Raw genomic sequence first — 15,774 nt, forward strand, 5'->3', positions numbered from 1 at the left:
ACGCGGAGACGGCCGCAGGACCCCTGCGGTGGGTTTCCGGGTCACCGCGGTACGCCTCCCGCCGCCACCATGAAGTGCATCAGATCCCTGTCGGAACGAAGCGAAGTACCGCCGGCGGCGGGGCTTCCCGACACGGACCGCCGGCCCCGGCGAACCCCGCCTTCCCGGGCGCCCGCCCACGCCCCGCGCCGAGCGGGGCGTGGACGTCCGGCACGACACGACCCGGGGTTCCGACGCACGAGCAGCGTGCTGGACGCGGGCGTCGCCCACGCGGCGGCCCTCCGCGGCAGCACCCACACCCGCTTGCCCTCCGGGGTCCGGGAGCACGCCCCACCGGTGTGCCGCCGCGGCGATCAGCCGGCCGCGCCCGCTTGGGCCGCCCGGCCCGGCAGGACGGGAGCCACCACGGCAGGACGGGCGAGCGGTCGCTGACGGGCGGCCCGCACCCCTCGGCGGCCAGGTCGTCCCGGGGCAGCTCGCACTCCGGGGAGCGTGCGTGCCGGTTGTCACCGTCCGGATGATGCCGCTCCCCAACGAGGCGCACCCGGCCCTCGACGGCCCCACGCGCCTGCCGCAGACCCCTGTCTGTGCCTGCTCGCCCGTCTCGAAGTGCGGGGCCGCAGCGTGCTGGTGAAGGGCCGGAACGAGGTCGGCGAACTCCACCCGCGCTATGCGTCAATCTGCTCACAGACCTTCAGCGTGGGGACTGCGCCCAGATGATCGAGCGGATCGCGGGGGAGCTACGACAGTCCGGCTCGGCGAGGGCGGTGCCTGCGTCGAGGGCGCCCACGCGCCCGGCGCCGTCCCTGTGCGGGACTCCGAGGAACCGGCCGCCGAGGAGTGGACAGCGTTCATCCACTTCGTCGCACACACCACCGGGACGCGAGTAGAGTAACCAGCCGATCACTCTTCGTGCCTGAGGCATGAAGCGGCCCCCAGCGGTGCGCCAACACCGGCAGGGGGCCTACACCACGAGGCCTACCCCTAAGAAAGAGCCCCGCAAATGATGCGCCATGTTATCTCGCCGTCCCGCTTCTTCTCCCAGACGCCGAACGACCTCATCCGCCATCCGCGTCTGAACGGCACCGCCGTACGGCTGCTGCAGTGGGCGCTCTCCCTGCCGGAGGACTCGCGGGAGACCTTGCAGAGCATCGGCGAGAAGATGCCCGAGGGGCGCATCGCCCTGCGCCGGGCCCGGCAGCAGCTCGAGGCCGAGGGCTATGTCCACACCCGCCGCACCCAGAGCCCCGAGACCGGCCGCTGGACGACCCGGGTGCTCGTCTCCAACGTGCCGCTGCGCGACCCCGCCGAGATCGACGCCGCCTTCGCGGCTCCGAGTGGCAGCGCGCTGACGGCCGGTGCGCCGTCCGTACGGGCCGTCGGCGCATCCCCCAAGGGGGAGAACAGGGAGGAGCAGAACACCTCCCACCCCGAACCCCCCACAGGCGAGCCGCTGGTCGCCCGCGCGGCGGCCGCGCTGCAGCGCCTCGGGCGGCGCGAGGCCAGGCTCACCCTGGGCGTCGCCGAGGCGGCCCGGCTCGCTCCGCTCGCGGCCCGCTGGCTGGCCCACGGGACGAGCGAGCTGGAGCTTGGGACCGCCCTGTCCGCCGGGCTGCCGCGCACCGTGCACTCCCCCGCCGGTTTCATCGCCCGACGTCTGCGCGACAAGCTCCCCGCGCCTCGCCCCGCCCGCGACCCCGCCGCCCCGGCGGCCCCGCTCCCCGAATGCCCCGGCTGCGGCGACCCGCTGCCCCACGGCGCCACCGGCCCCTGTCTGCCCTGCGCCACCATCGCGTCCGCCGCCGACCCCGCCCCCGACCCCGCTTCCGGCGCCCCGTCAGCCGCACGGCGCGGCGCGGCCCTGGTACGCGCGGGCATCGTGCGGCAGCGGCCCGGCGCGGGGGCGCGAGCGTCCGCCGATATCAACTGAGACCCAATTTGATATCTCAGAAGGAAGCATCCACGCCCGAGGAGGCTCGCATGACCCGCACCGTCATCGACGTCGACGACCAGATGCTGGCGGAGGCGGCCGAGATCTTCGGCACCACCACCAAAGTCGCCACCGTGAACGCAGCCCTGGCAGACGCGATCAAGCGCCGCAAGCGCGCCTCGTTCCTCGACTGGCTTGCGGAAGGCGGACTTCCCGGCCTCACCGGCGAGGTCGGGGCGGCGCACGACCCGCACCGAGTCGCATGAGAGATCGCTTCCTCATCGACGAGTCCGCTCTCGCCCGTTACCCGAAACCCTCGGTGAGGGCGGTGATCGAACCCCTCCACGACGCCGGGTTGCTCGCCGTCTGCGGGGCCGTCGAACTGGAGGTGCTCCACAGCGCACGGTCCAAGGCGGACGCAGACCGCATCCGAGACGGCATGCGGGGTTTCGACTGGCTGCCCACGCCGGACGAGGCATGGGACCGCGCGCTGGACGTGCAGACGCACCTCATTGCCGCCGGGAACTGGAAGGCGCTTTCCCTGGCAGACCTGATCATCGCGGCTACCGCGGAACGGCACGGCGCGACCGTCCTGCACTACGACGGCGACTTCGACATGATCGCCGACGTGACCGGCCAGCCCGTGCGCTGGGTGGTCCCGTCCGGCACGGCCGACTGACGCCTCGCCTGACACCGACCTGACGCACCGCCTGCCGCCGCTCCGTCAGATGGCTGTCCTCGACCGTTCATCCTCTTCGGTCACCCGAAGTGCGGTGTGCCTCGCACAGGGTGACGATGGGCGCAATCGCTTCGACCTGGAGCGAGCTCCTTCCGTCATCTTCGAAGGCAGAGAGATGAACATACGAGCGAAGAAGACCATGTCCGGTCGACCCCGTCATAAGGTGCTTTGGGGTGTCGCCGGAACCATGGCGGCCGCCGCCGCGGTCGTCACGACCACCGCATTCGTCGCCCCCGTGAACGCCACCGCCTCCGCCACCGCGCGCACCGCCGCGGTCGCCGACGCCGCCGCCTCGAACCCCGTCAAGGGCGGCAACAACCGCGACGACTGGCGGCTGAGGACCGCCGAGTTCCTCGGTGTCTCCGCCGTCGTCCCCATGAACACCACCCAGACCGTCTCGGCACGGTGCCCCTCGCGCACCGAAGTCACCGGTGGCGGCTTCGTCCTCAGCAGCAGCGACCTGCACGTGCTGACGAGTCAGCGGTCCGGCAACGGCTGGACGGTCACCGTCCGGAACATCGGCGGTTCGACGCTGACCAGCCCCACCGCCCGCGCCGTCGTGGAGTGCGCCGCGATCGTGCGGGACAACAACAACTGGTGACCCCCCCCTTCCCCCGGGCCACCGCCCCGGCCGCCCGTCGCACGGGAACGGCGGACCGGGGCGGCGGGCCCAGCCCGACCGGCGTCAGGAGCGCTTGCCCGCCGCCTCCGCCGCGCGGCAGACCGCGACGCCCAGCACCACCAGGAGGACGCACGCGTATATCTCGTAGCCGTCCAGGAAGCCGATCCGGTACGTCAGCGCCCAGAGCCGGAACCAGCCGCCCGTGAGCTGGTGGACGATGCCGCCGATGCCCTGGGAGAGCAGCACGAAGCCGAGAAAGCCGAGGAATCCCTTCACGCCACGAGGTTAGGGAGCGGCCGCCCGCGCCGGCTGTCGGCGAAGGTCGCCGATCACGCGCGGGTTGTCGTCCGAAAGTCTCCCCTTGGGACGCGGGCTGGTGCGGCGGCCCCGGATCCGTGCATTCGGAGGAATGCGACGCGCACCGAAGGACACCGTCGCCGACATCGCGGTCTTCCTCGGTGCGGCGGCCTTCTCCGTGCTGTCCGCGCGGTGCTCGCCTGAGTGCAGCACCTGACTGGGAGACGCAGCGGAGCTGCGGCGACCGACGACAACGCCGCCAGGCGAGAGCCATCGACCCGCGACGCCGGCCCGCCTATGCGCGCGGCCTCTATGCCCTGTCCTCGGCGTCGCGCTCCTCCAGGGCGTCCGCGAGGGCGTCGACCAGCGCGACGACGCCTTCCGGGCCGTCCACGACGAGGTCGGCCCGCGACGCCAGTTCGGCCACCTCCGCGCTGCCGCTGCACACCAGCACGCCGGGCAGGCCCTCGGCGCGCCGCTTCTCCACGGCCCCGAAGGCGGCCAGGTCGCCCAGGTCGTCTCCGGCGTAGAGCACGGGACCGGCGCCGACCTCGCGCAGGTAGTCGTTGAGGGCCACGCCCTTGTCCATGCCGGGCGGCCGCAGCTCCAGCACCATCCGGCCCGGCTCCACGATCAGCCCGTGGCGGTCGGCCAGTTCACGGAGCGGCCCGCTCAACGCCTCGAACGCCGCCTGCGGGTCCTCCGTGCGGCGCGTGTGGACGGCCACCGCGCGGCCCTTGTCCTCCACCCAGGTGCCGTGCCACGCGCCGATCGCGTCCAGCACGCCCGGAAGTTCGGCCCGCACCGCGTTGACACCGGGGTGCGGACCGGGGGCCTTGACCTGGCCGGAACGGGCGTCCCAGCGCTCGGCGCCGTAGTGGCCGAGCACGACCATGTGCTCCAGCGCGGGTACGCCGGCGAAGCCGCCGTACCGCACGGCCACGCCCGCGGGACGGCCGGTCACCACCACGACGGACCCGATGCGCGGGGCCAGCCGGGCCAGCGCGGCGGCGGCGCGGGGGTGGGCCCGCGCGGCGTCCGGATCCGGCACGATCGGCGCCAGCGTCCCGTCGAAGTCCAGTGCCAGCACGGCCCTGCGGGGCTCCGCGAGCAGTGCGGCCAGGCCGTCCTTGCCCTCGGGCGTCGTGGGTACCGGCACTTCGTCCCTGCGGCTGCGGCTCATGACACCGACCATACCGACCCCTGCGGGGGGCGTGCCCGGCGTACGGAGGCATTCCGCCACGGCGGTGTCCTCCGGGACCGGTCGGTGTGCGTGAGGTGGGCTGTGCGGCACTCCCGGTGGGCGGGTGCGGTTCATCTCGCGCCCTTCGGGCGCGAAGACGCGGGCCCCGTCCGCAGCCCGCGCTGTGCGCCCGAAGGGCGCGAGACGGCGGGACAGCCGACGTGCCGTCCTCACCGGCAGCACCCGCTGACGCCGCGGGACGACCGGGGCCCCGCCAGGCACCGGCGTCAACGAAGGGTGCGGTGGGTGTCGCGGGTGCGGCGGAGGCGGTTGACCGTGACCGGGTCGTGCGCGAGGGCGCGGGGGTCGTCCAGGAGGGCGTTGAGGAGCTGGTAGTAGCGCGTCGGGGAGATGCCGAGGCGTTCGCGGACGGCGCGTTCCTTCGCGCCGGGGCCGGCCCAGCTGCGGCGGGCGATGTCGAGGACCGCGCGGTCCTGCTCCGTCAGCCCCTCGGCGGGGGTGTCCGCCCCGGTTTCGTCCCGTTCCATCCGACCACCCTATCCGCGCCCGGGTCGCCGCCCCTCCCCGTCCCTTCGGACCGCTGCGTGACGCCCCGATCGCGCCATGTGTGTCCGCCCCAGCGCCCCGGGCAGTCCGACACGCGAGGCACGTGATCTCTTTCCGGCAAGTGGACTAGACCTTTTGCCGGGTACCGCGCGACACTGTCCCCCGTGGAACACGTCATCGCCCTCGATGTCGGCGGCACCGGCATGAAGGCCGCCCTGGTCGCGGCGGACGGCACGCTGCTGCACCAGGCGCGCCGCCCGACCGGCCGGGAGCGCGGCCCGGACGCCGTGGTCGAGTCCGTGCTCCGCTTCGCCGCGGACCTGCGGGCCCACGGTGAGCGCGCCTACGGCCGGCCCGCCGCCGCGGCCGGAGTCGCCGTGCCGGGTCTGGTCGACGAGCGGGCCGGCGTCGCGCTCTACTCCGCGAACCTCGGCTGGCGCGACGCGCCCCTGCGCGACCTGCTGGCCCGCCGGCTCGGCGGCACTCCCGTCGCCCTGGGCCACGACGTGCGCGTCGGCGGCCTCGCCGAGGGACGGCTGGGCGCGGGGCAGGGCGCCGAGCGCTTCCTGTTCGTGGCGCTGGGCACCGGCATCGCGGGCGCGACCGGCATCGAGAACCGGGTCGAGGCCACCGAGCTCGGGCACGTCGTCGTCCGCCCCGGCGGACCGGCCTGCGCCTGCGGCGGGCGGGGCTGCCTGGAGGCCGCGGCCTCCGCCGCCGCCGTGGCCCGCGCCTGGGAGGCCGCGGGCGGCGGCCCGGACGCCGGCGCCGCCGGCTGCGCCGCCGCGGTCGAGGCGGGCGACCCCCGCGCGGCGGCCGTGTGGGACGAGGCCGTCGCCGCCCTCGCCGACGGCCTGGTCACCGGGATCACCCTGCTCGCCCCGGGCACGCTGATCGTGGGCGGCGGACTCGCCGAGGCCGGCGACACCCTCCTCGCACCGCTGCGGGCGGCCGTCGAGCGGCGGCTGACCTTCCAGCAACTCCCCCTAATCGTGCCGGCGGCCCTCGGGGACACCGCCGGATGCCTGGGCGCAGGGCTGCTCGCCTGGGATCTTCTCTCCCTGGAGGTGACCGCGTGACCGCGGCAACCAGCGTGCTGACCGGCGCCCATGTGGTACTGCCGGACGGCGTGGCCGAGGACGGCCGGGTGACCGTCGCGGGCCGCTCGATCGTCGCCGACGACCCGCGCCAGGCGTCCACCCTCGATCTGACGGGGCACTGGATCGTGCCCGGTTTCGTCGACATCCACGTGCACGGCGGCGGCGGCGCCTCCTTCTCCTCCGGGGACGCGGAGGCCGTCCTCACCGGGATCGAGACCCATCGGCGGCACGGCACCACGACCCTGCTCGCCTCCACAGTGACCGGGGACCTGGACGACCTGTCCCGGCAGGCCGCGCTGCTGTCGGAGCTGGTCGAGCAGGGCGACCTGGCCGGCATCCACTTCGAGGGGCCCTTCATCTCCCCGCACCGGCGCGGCGCGCACAAGCCCTCGCTGCTGCGGGAGCCGCACCCCTCGGACGTCCGCAAGCTGCTCGACGCCGCCCGGGGCGCCGCGCGCATGGTCACCCTCGCCCCGGAACTGCCCGGCGGGCTCGACTCGGTGCGGATGCTGGCGGAGCACGGCGTCATCGCCGCCGTCGGCCACACCGACGCCGCCTACGAGGCCACCCTGCGGGCCGTCGAGGCGGGCGCCACCGTGGCGACGCACCTGTTCAACGCCATGCCCCCGCTGCTGCACCGCGAACCCGGCCCGATCGCCGCGCTGCTGGAGGACGAGCGGGTCACCGTCGAGCTCATCAACGACGGCGTCCACCTCCACCCGGCGGTCCTGGAGCTGGCGTTCCGCAGCGCCGGGGCCGACCGGGTCGCCTTCATCACCGACGCCATGGACGCGGCCGGATTCGGCGACGGCCGCTATCTGCTGGGCCCGATGGAGGTCGACGTCGTCGACGGCGTCGCCCGGCTCGTCGAGGGCGGCTCCATCGCGGGCTCCACCCTCACCCTGGACACGGCCTTCAAGCGGGCGGTGACCGTGGACGGGCTGCCCGTCGGCGACGCGGTGCGCGCGCTCAGCGCCAACCCGGCCCGGCTGCTGGGCGCGTACGACCGGATCGGCTCCCTGGAGCCGGGCAAGGACGCCGACCTGGTGGTCCTCGACGCGTCGTTCGACCTCGTGGGCGTGATGCGGAAGGGCAGTTGGGTCGTCGAGCCCTGACCGGCCCTGGGGCGCCGGGGTCTGTGCCTGCGGGCGTTCCTTTGGCATGATCCCTTCCCGTCGCAACACGCTGTTGGAAGGGATCGAGCGGTGATCCTCACCGTCACGCTGAACGCCGCCGTCGACGTGACCTACCGTGTCCCCCGGCTGCGCCCGCACACCACCCACCGGGTGTCGGAGACGGCGGAACGCCCCGGCGGCAAGGGGCTGAACGTCGCCCGCGTCCTCGCCGCGCTCGGCCATGAGGCCGTGGCGACCGGCTTCGCGGGCGGCCCGCCCGGTGACCGGCTGCGCGCCTGGCTGACGGGCGTCGACGGCGTCACGGACGCCCTGGTGCCGATCTCCGGCAGCACCCGGCGGACGGTGGGCGTCGTGGACGAGTCGGGCGGCGGCACCACGATGTTCAACGAGCCCGGGCCGACCATCACTTCGGAGGAGTGGGCGGCCCTCCTCAGCACGTACCGCGCGTTCCTGGAGGGCGGCACGACCCGTGCCGTGGCGCTGTGCGGCAGCCTGCCGCCCGGGCTGCCCGTCGGCTGCTACGCCGACCTCGTGCGGGACGCGCGCGCCGCGGGCGTCCCTGTGCTGCTGGACACCAGCGGCGAGCCACTGCGGCGGGGTCTGGCCGCCCGTCCCGACCTCGTCAAGCCCAACGCCGCCGAGCTGACCGGGCTCACCGGCGCGACGGAGCCGATGCGCGCCGCCCGCGACGCCCGCCGCCGGGGCGCACGGGCCGTCGCGGCCTCGCTCGGCCCCGACGGGATGCTGGCCCTCGCCGAGGACGGCACCGTGTGGACCGCCCGGCCCCCCGCCCCCGTGTCGGGCAATCCCGCCGGGGCCGGCGACTCGGCCGTCGCCGCCCTGCTCGCCGGGCTCGTCGAGGGCCTGGACTGGCCGGGGCGGCTCATCCGCGCCGTCGCCCTCTCGGCGGCCACCGTGGCGGCGCCCGTCGCGGGCGAGTTCGACCGCGCGGTGTACGGAGACCTGCTGGGGCGGGTCGACGTGATCAGTGCGGGCGACTCACGGCAGTAGCCCGTCGCGGCCCGCGGGCCACGACGGGAGCGGCCTCACCAGCCCTCGGGGGCCTGGCCCTTGTCCAGCAGTGCCAGCTGGTCCAGGTTGAAGTGGCAGGCGTCGCCCTGAGCGCAGGTCACGGCGAGCGTGTTGGTCCCCTGCTTCAGGTCGAGGGTGGCGTAGGAGCGGTACCAGTGGTTCCAGTCGCCCTTCTTGCCGTAGTTCCTGAGGTCCGGCTTGTAGCTCTGGGGCGACCCGTTGACCACGATCGTGGCGCTGGCCGAGTCCTTCTCCGCGTTGTTGTAGCGGAGCCAGAAGTCGTACGAGCCGTCCTTCGGGACCTCGACCTTCCACGTCACCGACGCGCCCACCGCGTTCATGTTCTCGATGTACTTGCCGCCGGCCGCCATGGTGCCCTTGTACTGGGAGCCGACCCGCGCGCCGCCCGCCGGCACCAGCGTCGCCGCGTCGACGACACCGGGCGCGGTCGCGGTCGCCGGCGCCGAGGGCTCGGTGGTGGTGTCGTCCGTGCCGGTGTCGGCGGGGGCCGTCGGCGAGGAGGTGGCGCCGCCCGCCTGCGGCTTGTCGTCGTCGCCGCCCGCCATGGCGACGCCGATGCCGATCGCCACGGCGGCGACCACGGCGACGGCGCCGATCAGCAGGCTCTTGCTGTTGGGGCCGCCGGCACGCGGGGCCGCGTCGCGGCGGCTGCCGCCGGCGCCCGGGCCGGACGGGCCGGACGGGCCGCCGGCGCCCGGGCCGGACGGGCCGGACGGGCCGCCGGGGCCCTGGGGGAACTGCTGGTGCTGCTGGCCGTACCCCGGCTGCGGCGGGCCGTAGCCAGGCTGCTGCTGGCCATGGCCGGACTGCTGCTGACCGTATCCGGGCTGCTGCTGGGGGTAGCCGTATCCCGGCTGCTGCTGCGGCTGCTGCGGCTGCTGCGGCCGCCGCTCACCGACGCGCTGCACCTGGTTGTACGAGGTACGGGGCACGCCGGGCTGGGCGGCAGCCGGCTGACCCGGCTCGTCTCCGTCCTGGCGGTACAGGTACGCGAAGGGGTCGTCACCCTCGGGCTCGGGAGCACCGTTGTTGCCGGCCGTCATCCGCTCTTCACCTTTCACTGCCTGCCGCCACTGCCTGTCGCTTGTGAAGCACCTATCAGCACCGGGCCATCCGGCGAAAGGCGTGCGCTCTCCCGATGACCGATGTTCATGATCAGTTCGTCCGCGGCCGTCACGGGCGGGCACACCTCTGACCACGGCAGCCTACCTGGAACCGGTGATGGGCCGCTCAACCGTTTGAAGCCCCGGGGGTGCGCATACGGTGGTGGCGTGATCGACAGCACAGCGGCGTGGACGGGGTGGCGGGAAGCCACCGAGCGGGCCCTCTACGGCCCCGGAGGGTTCTTCCGGCGGGAGCGCCCGGCCGCGCATTTCCGCACGTCGGTCCATGCCTCGCCGCTGTTCGCGGCGGCCGTCGCACGCCTGCTGGAACGCGTCGACACCGAGCTCGGGCACCCCGCGGAACTGGCCCTGGTGGACGTCGGCGCCGGCGAGGGGGAACTGCTCACGGGGGTGCTCGATGTGGTTCCCGCCACGCTGGGCGCCCGCCTGCGGCCGTACGCGGTGGAGAAGGCACCGCGGCCCGAGGGCCTGGACGCCCGGGTGGCCTGGTGCGGCGAGCTCCCCCGGGGCCTGGCGGGCCTGCTGTTCGCCAACGAGTGGCTGGACAACGTGCCCGTCGAGGTCGTGGAGACCGACACCGAAGGGGTGCCCCGCCACGTCCTCGTCCGCGCCGCCGACGGCGCCGAACGCCTCGGCGACCCGGTGGTCGGACAGGACGCGGCCTGGCTTCGGCGGTGGTGGCCCGTCGAGGGCGCGCCGGCCGGGACCCGGGCGGAGATCGGCCGCGGGCGGGATGCCGCCTGGGCCGCGGCGGTGGCCTGTCTGGAGGCCGGGCTCGCCGTCGCGGTGGACTACGGGCACCTGGCCGGGGGCCGCCCGCCCTACGGGACGCTGACCGCGTTCCGGGCGGGCCGCGAGGTCTCGCCCCCGGTGCCCGACGGCTCCTGCGACCTCACGGCGCATGTGGCGATGGACGCCTGCGCGGGCCCCGGGGCGGTCCTGCGCACCCAGCGCGAGGCCCTGGGCGCCCTGGGGGTCTCCGGGGCCCGTCCGCCGCTCTCGCTGGCCTCCTCCGACCCCGCCGGGTACGTCCGCGCCCTGGCCCGCGCCGGCGAGGCGGCCGAGGTCACCGACCCGTCCGGGCTCGGCGGCTTCCTGTGGCTGGAACAGCCGGTCCGGGCGGCCGGACAAGCCCCGGGGGGCACGCCCCCGGAAGGGTGAGGGGGTGGGAAACTGGGGCCATGACGGAGACCACGATCGGCATCGGCGGCGCGGCCGAGGGCACCGACATGGTGCTGAACATCGGCCCGCAGCACCCCTCGACGCACGGCGTGCTGCGCCTGCGGCTGAGCCTGGACGGCGAGCGGATCAGCTCGGCGGAGCCGATCATCGGGTACATGCACCGCGGCGCGGAGAAGCTCTTCGAGGCCCGGGACTACCGCCAGATCATCATGCTGGCCAACCGGCACGACTGGCTCTCCGCCTTCTCCAACGAACTCGGCGTCGTGCTCGCCGTGGAGCGCATGCTCGGCATGGAGGTCCCCGAGCGCGCGGTGTGGACGCGCACGCTGCTCGCCGAGCTGAACCGGGTGCTCAACCACCTGATGTTCCTCGGCTCCTACCCGCTCGAACTGGGCGGGATCACCCCGATCTTCCACGCCTTCCGCGAACGCGAGGACCTGCAGGCGGTCATGGAGGAGGTCTCCGGCGGCCGCATGCACTACATGTTCAACCGCGTCGGCGGCCTCAAGGAGGACCTTCCCAACGGCTGGCACGGCCGGGTGCGCGCCGCCGTCGCCGGTGTGCGCTCGCGCATGCAGACCTTCGACGACCTCGTCCTGGGCAACGAGATCTTCCGCGGCCGCACCCGGGGTGTCGGCGTCCTCTCCGTCGACGACGTGCACGCCTACGGGGTGAGCGGGCCGATCGCCCGTGCCTCGGGCGTCGACTTCGACCTGCGCCGGGACGAGCCCTACCTGTCGTACGCGGAGCTGGCGGACACCCTCAAGGTGCCCACGCGCACCGCGGGGGACTGCCTGGCCCGCTTCGAGGTGCTGCTGGAGCAGACCCACAACGCTCTGGACCTCGCCGACGCGTGCCTGGACCGGCTCGCCGAACTGCCCCCCGGCCCCATCAACCAGCGGCTGCCGAAGGTGCTCAAGGCCCCCGAGGGCCACACCTACGCCTGGACGGAGAACCCGCTCGGGCTGAACGGCTACTACCTGGTGTCCAAGGGCGACAAGACGCCGTACCGGCTGAAGCTGCGCTCGGCGTCCTACAACAACGTCCAGGCGCTCGCCGTGCTGCTGCCGGGCACCCTGGTCGCCGACATGGTGGCGATCCTGGGCTCGATGTTCTTCGTCGTCGGCGACATCGACAAGTGACCGGTGGGCCGCCCGCGAGCGGGCGGCCCGGCCGGCGCGGGCTCCGGGGAAGTGGGCCCGGCCGGCGTCAGGAGGTGCGGGCGCGCAGCTCGCTGAGGTCCAGTTGCTCGGTCTCGTCGTGCGCGGTCAGATCGATGACCTCGGTCTGCTCGGCCACGGCCTCGTCCCCGACGACGTCGGCGAGGTCCGCGAGGGCCGGGGCCGCGGGCGCCGCCTCCAGCTCCTGGGGGCGGGCCTTGCCGCTCTTCGTCCCGAAGAAGTCGAAGCCGCCCAGGGCGCGGCTGGCCTGCCGCTGCGGGCTGGCGTAGGGCAGCACGGCCGCGGCGACCGCCGGGACGAGCTTGGGCTGGCGCACCGGCAGCGCCGGGGATTCCCCGCTGTCGCCGGGGTGGGCGCCCGCGTCGGCCGGGCGGTCCCGCGCCGCGTCCAGCGCGTGCCTGCCCTGCGGCTCGTCGGTGGCGGCGAGATCGCGGCGGCGCGCCTCCTCGACGGTGAGCGCGGCCTGCTGGCGGGCGCCGTTGCGCGACAGGTCCCGCAGCGCCGCCGACGCCTGCAGGTACGCGGCCGGGCTGACCGGTCCCGTGTAGGGCACGGGGAGCGCGGGGGCGACCGCCTTCTTGGCGACGCGGCCCTCCTCCAGCGCGCGGGCCCGCTCGGACTCGGCGGTGGCGTAGCGGCGCAGCAGGTCCGCGTGCTCCGTGCGCAGCCGGGCCAGTTCGGCGCGCTTGGCGCGCAGCTTGTTCTCCAGCTTGCCGCGCAGCTCGCGGGAGTCCTCGAGGTCCACCTCGAGTTCCGCGATCCGCTCGTCGGCACGCCACTCGTCGCGCACCCGCGCGGCCTTGAGGTCGGCGACCTCCTTGCCGGCGGCGCGGTCCCAGCTGCGCAGCAGGTAGGCGCCGACGCCGGCGGCGCCAGCCGCGGCGACGACGAGGACACGGAGCAGCACCGGATCACCGGTCACCAGTGCGCCCACGGCGAGGACCGCGGCGGAGCCGGCGACCGTCACGGGCGGGAGCAGCCGGTGCAGCGGCTGGGAATGGCGGTGTCGTCCACGGGGCATGAAAGGGAACTTAGCGTGCCGGTGAGCCGTGTGGGGCCGCGGCATGCGTTTTCCGAGCGAACACACAACGACAAATACGAAGGGCGTCCACGCGCGTACAAAACGTCACGTGAACGCCCTTCCCCGCCCTTTATTGATCTTGATTGGCGGGTCGCGGCGGTCCCGCGGTCTCAGCTCTTCAGCAGACCCTTCGCCTTCAGATAGTCCGCGGCCACGTCCGCGGGCTTCTTGCGCTCGCCGTCCACCTTCCGGTTCAGCTCCGTGAGGTCGGCCGTGGTGAGCACCTCGGTGAGCTTGCCGAGGGCGGCGGCGACGTCCGCCCCGCCGGCCTCCTTCGCGTTGACGACGGGCAGCACGTTGTCCGCGTTCTGCAGGCCCTTGTCGTCCGCCAGGAGCACCAGGCCGAACTGGTCGAGAGTGGCGTCCGTGGTCGTGGTGAGCACCAGCTGGTCGGTGCCGTCCTTGACGGCCTGCTTGGACTGGACGGTCCCGACGCCCTTGGCGTCCACCGACGTGACGTCTATGCCGTAGGTCTTCTTCAGGCCCGGCGAGCAGAAGGGGCGGACGGAGCATTCCTCGCCCGCGGCCAGCCTGACTTTGATCTTGGATTTACCAAGGTCGGAAAGGGTCTTGAGGTTGTGCTCCGTCGCGAAGTCCTTCGTGACCGCGAACGCGTTCTGGTCGACGGCCTCTCCGGCCGGCAGCACCTTCAGTCCGCGCGGGGCGGCGAGTTCGGTGAGCGCCTTGACGGTGGCGTCGACGTCGGAAGAGGCGACGGGCGCGGCGTCCTTGCCGTTCACCTTCGCGTTGAGGAATTCCGCGAGGGTGGCCGCGTATTCCGGAACGACGTCGATCTGGCCCTTTTCCAGAGCGGGTTCGTACAGCTCGCGATTGTCGACGGTCTTGATCGTGGTCGTGTAGCCGGCGTCGGTCAGCACCTGCGCATACAGCTGCGCGAGGACCGTGCTCTCGGTGAACCCGGCGGAGCCGACGGTCAGGGAGCCCTTGCCGCCGCCGGCCGACGAGCTGCCCCCTCCCCCGCTCTTCTCCAGGCTGTCGCCGCCGCAGGCCGCCAGGCCGGCGGCGAGGACCGTCGCGGCGGCCACGGCGGTGGCGGTGCGCAGGGCCTTGCTCATGTGAACTCCATCTGATGGGTGGGACGGGCAGGTCTTCGGGCGGGCGGGGACTTCCGCGCGGGCGACACCAGGCGCTGCAGCAACAGGAAGACTCCTTCCACGAGCAGGGCGAACGCGGCCACCAGCACCGCGCCCGCGACGACCTTCGGGGTGTCGTACTGGGCGAAGCCCGCGGTGATGATCCGGCCGAGGCCGCCCTCGCCGGGCAGGGCGGCGAGGGTCGCGGTGGCGACGACCTGGACGGCGGCCGAACGCACCCCGCTCATGACGAAGGGCGCCGCCAGCGGCAGCTCCACCCGGGCCAGCAGTTGGCCGCCGGACATCCCCATGCCGCGGGCGGCCTCCACCGCGTCCCGGTCGACCTGGCGCATGCCGACGTAGGTGTTGGTGAGCAGCGGCGGGACGGCGAACAGCACCAAGGCGATGACGGTCGGCCAGTAGCGCGCCGAGTTCGTCGCGACGATGAGCAGCACCAGGACGGCGAAGGTGGGCACCGCACGCCCGACGTTGGAGAGGTTCACAGCGAGCGCGCCGCCCTTGCCGAGGTGGCCGAGGAGGATCGCGACGGGCAGGGCCACGGCGCAGGCGATGGCCAAGGACACGGAGGTCAGCACGAGGTGCTCGCCGAGCCGCTGCAGGACCCCGTCGGTGCCGGTCCAGTTGGCGCCCGTGGTCAGCCAGTCCCACGCGCCGGGGATCGCCCCCATCAGCCCACCGCCTTCGCGGCCCTGGTCCACGGCGTGAGCAGCCGCTGCACCCCGAGCAGCAGCAGATCGGCGACGAGGGCGAACACCACGCAGATCACGGACGCGGTGAGCACCTCCGCCTTGAAGAAGCTCTGCATGCCGTCCTTGATGAGATTGCCGAGACCTCCGTAGCCGACGATCGCGCCGACCGTGGTGAGGGAGACCGTGGCGACCGTGGCGATGCGCACGCCCGCCATCACCGCGGGGAGCGCCAGCGGCAGCTCGACCTCCCACAGCAGGCGTACCGGCCCGTAGCCCATGCCGCGCGCGGCCTCCCGCGCGTCCTCGGGCACGGCGTCCAGTCCGGCCAGGAAGTTCCTGACGAGGATGGTGAGCGAGTACAGGGTCAGACCGGTGACGACCACCGACGCGGAGATCCCGAACACCGGGACCAGCAGCGAGAAGAGGGCCAGGGACGGGATGGTGTAGAGCACCGTCGTCACCCCCAGCACCGGCCCCTCGGCCGCCCGCCAGCGCCGGGCGAGCAGGGCCAGCGGCAGCGCGAGCAGCACACCCGCCGCCACCGACGCAGCGGTGATCCACAGGTGTTCCACCCCGGCGTCCAGCAACTCCTGACTGCGTGTGCGCACATACTCACCGCAGATCCACTGGTTCGCCGCGAGGCAGTCCTGTCCCGCCATGCGATGCCACCTCCCCCGCCGCGATCAGATCATGCAAGGGAGCGTAAACCGTGCCTCTGACATTCCCGGCCTCCCGCCACAACACGGCAACACCCCCTTCACATCCGTCGCCGAGC

18 protein-coding genes are annotated in these 15,774 nt (G+C 73.8%); 10 read left to right on the plus strand and 8 right to left on the minus strand.

The features are described from left to right. Window positions 1-670 precede the first annotated feature (670 nt). The 5 genes from AC3ET4_RS10210 (at window position 671) to AC3ET4_RS10230 (ending at window position 3,270) form a co-directional block, all read left to right on the plus strand. The gene (locus tag AC3ET4_RS10210) at window positions 671-895 is read left to right on the plus strand and encodes a DUF397 domain-containing protein (protein ID WP_431948247.1); all 225 of its coding nucleotides are present in this window, start codon (window positions 671-673) and stop codon (window positions 893-895) included. 108 nt (window positions 896-1,003) lie between these two features. Further along, window positions 1,004-1,930, plus strand: coding sequence for a hypothetical protein (locus tag AC3ET4_RS10215; protein WP_431948249.1), 927 nt, complete (start codon window positions 1,004-1,006; stop codon window positions 1,928-1,930). 50 nt (window positions 1,931-1,980) lie between these two features. Then, window positions 1,981-2,196, plus strand: a complete 216-nt coding sequence (locus AC3ET4_RS10220; protein ID WP_431948250.1) for a type II toxin-antitoxin system VapB family antitoxin — start codon at window positions 1,981-1,983, stop codon at window positions 2,194-2,196. Then, complete coding sequence (locus AC3ET4_RS10225; protein ID WP_431948252.1) at window positions 2,193-2,609, plus strand: PIN domain nuclease; 417 nt, start codon at window positions 2,193-2,195, stop codon at window positions 2,607-2,609. Before AC3ET4_RS10220 ends, AC3ET4_RS10225 begins: the two co-directional genes overlap by 4 nt. Window positions 2,610-2,856: 247 nt before the next feature. Next, the gene (locus AC3ET4_RS10230) at window positions 2,857-3,270 is read left to right on the plus strand and encodes a hypothetical protein (protein ID WP_431948254.1); all 414 of its coding nucleotides are present in this window, start codon (window positions 2,857-2,859) and stop codon (window positions 3,268-3,270) included. 84 nt (window positions 3,271-3,354) lie between these two features. On the opposite strand, the gene AC3ET4_RS10235 is transcribed toward AC3ET4_RS10230, so the two are convergent. The 3 genes from AC3ET4_RS10235 to AC3ET4_RS10245 all read right to left on the minus strand — a co-directional run bounded on the left by AC3ET4_RS10235 (window position 3,355) and on the right by AC3ET4_RS10245 (window position 5,319). Beyond that, window positions 3,355-3,567 carry a hypothetical protein gene (locus AC3ET4_RS10235; RefSeq protein WP_431948256.1) on the minus strand — a complete coding sequence of 71 codons (213 nt, stop codon included), beginning with the start codon at window positions 3,565-3,567 and terminating at the stop codon, window positions 3,355-3,357. A 331-nt stretch (window positions 3,568-3,898) separates the two neighbouring features. Continuing rightward, a complete protein-coding gene (gene otsB / locus AC3ET4_RS10240; RefSeq protein ID WP_431948258.1) occupies window positions 3,899-4,771 on the minus strand; it encodes a trehalose-phosphatase in 873 nt (290 codons plus the stop codon). Window positions 4,772-5,058: 287 nt separating this feature from the next. Beyond that, window positions 5,059-5,319 carry a DUF3263 domain-containing protein gene (locus tag AC3ET4_RS10245; protein ID WP_431948260.1) on the minus strand — a complete coding sequence of 87 codons (261 nt, stop codon included), beginning with the start codon at window positions 5,317-5,319 and terminating at the stop codon, window positions 5,059-5,061. A gap of 183 nt (window positions 5,320-5,502) precedes the next feature. Between AC3ET4_RS10245 and AC3ET4_RS10250 the strand changes: the two genes are divergently transcribed. The 3 genes from AC3ET4_RS10250 to AC3ET4_RS10260 all read left to right on the plus strand — a co-directional run bounded on the left by AC3ET4_RS10250 (window position 5,503) and on the right by AC3ET4_RS10260 (window position 8,585). Then, window positions 5,503-6,417, plus strand: a complete 915-nt coding sequence (locus AC3ET4_RS10250; RefSeq protein ID WP_431948262.1) for an ROK family protein — start codon at window positions 5,503-5,505, stop codon at window positions 6,415-6,417. Beyond that, window positions 6,360-7,553, plus strand: a complete 1,194-nt coding sequence (nagA, locus tag AC3ET4_RS10255) for an N-acetylglucosamine-6-phosphate deacetylase (RefSeq protein ID WP_431948264.1) — start codon at window positions 6,360-6,362, stop codon at window positions 7,551-7,553. The genes AC3ET4_RS10250 and nagA overlap by 58 nt, the downstream gene beginning before the upstream one ends. 90 nt (window positions 7,554-7,643) lie before the next feature. Then, the gene (locus AC3ET4_RS10260) at window positions 7,644-8,585 is read left to right on the plus strand and encodes a 1-phosphofructokinase family hexose kinase (protein ID WP_431948266.1); all 942 of its coding nucleotides are present in this window, start codon (window positions 7,644-7,646) and stop codon (window positions 8,583-8,585) included. Between the two features lie 35 nt (window positions 8,586-8,620). On the opposite strand, the gene AC3ET4_RS10265 is transcribed toward AC3ET4_RS10260, so the two are convergent. Beyond that, window positions 8,621-9,670 carry a carbohydrate-binding protein gene (locus tag AC3ET4_RS10265; protein WP_431948268.1) on the minus strand — a complete coding sequence of 350 codons (1,050 nt, stop codon included), beginning with the start codon at window positions 9,668-9,670 and terminating at the stop codon, window positions 8,621-8,623. Window positions 9,671-9,898: 228 nt separating this feature from the next. On the opposite strand from AC3ET4_RS10265, the gene AC3ET4_RS10270 reads away from it, so the two are divergent. Beyond that, the gene (locus tag AC3ET4_RS10270) at window positions 9,899-10,912 is read left to right on the plus strand and encodes an SAM-dependent methyltransferase (RefSeq protein WP_431948270.1); all 1,014 of its coding nucleotides are present in this window, start codon (window positions 9,899-9,901) and stop codon (window positions 10,910-10,912) included. A 20-nt stretch (window positions 10,913-10,932) separates the two neighbouring features. After that, entirely contained in the window at window positions 10,933-12,075 is a 1,143-nt protein-coding gene (locus AC3ET4_RS10275) for an NADH-quinone oxidoreductase subunit D (RefSeq protein ID WP_431948272.1), read from the plus strand. A gap of 67 nt (window positions 12,076-12,142) precedes the next feature. Here the strand turns inward: AC3ET4_RS10275 and AC3ET4_RS10280 are convergent, their stop codons facing one another. The 4 genes from AC3ET4_RS10280 to AC3ET4_RS10295 form a co-directional block, all read right to left on the minus strand. Continuing rightward, window positions 12,143-13,135, minus strand: a complete 993-nt coding sequence (locus AC3ET4_RS10280; RefSeq protein WP_431948274.1) for a hypothetical protein — start codon at window positions 13,133-13,135, stop codon at window positions 12,143-12,145. Window positions 13,136-13,305: 170 nt separating this feature from the next. Next, window positions 13,306-14,271, minus strand: a complete 966-nt coding sequence (locus tag AC3ET4_RS10285; protein ID WP_431948276.1) for an ABC transporter substrate-binding protein — start codon at window positions 14,269-14,271, stop codon at window positions 13,306-13,308. After that, on the minus strand, window positions 14,268-14,978 hold the full coding sequence (locus AC3ET4_RS10290; RefSeq protein ID WP_431948278.1) for an ABC transporter permease: 711 nt from the start codon (window positions 14,976-14,978) through the stop codon (window positions 14,268-14,270). Before AC3ET4_RS10290 ends, AC3ET4_RS10285 begins: the two co-directional genes overlap by 4 nt. Continuing rightward, the gene (locus tag AC3ET4_RS10295; RefSeq protein ID WP_431948280.1) at window positions 14,978-15,658 is read right to left on the minus strand and encodes an ABC transporter permease; all 681 of its coding nucleotides are present in this window, start codon (window positions 15,656-15,658) and stop codon (window positions 14,978-14,980) included. The genes AC3ET4_RS10290 and AC3ET4_RS10295 overlap by 1 nt, the downstream gene beginning before the upstream one ends. Between the last annotated feature and the right edge of the window lie 116 nt (window positions 15,659-15,774).

The organism is Actinacidiphila sp. bgisy167 (assembly GCF_057707665.1).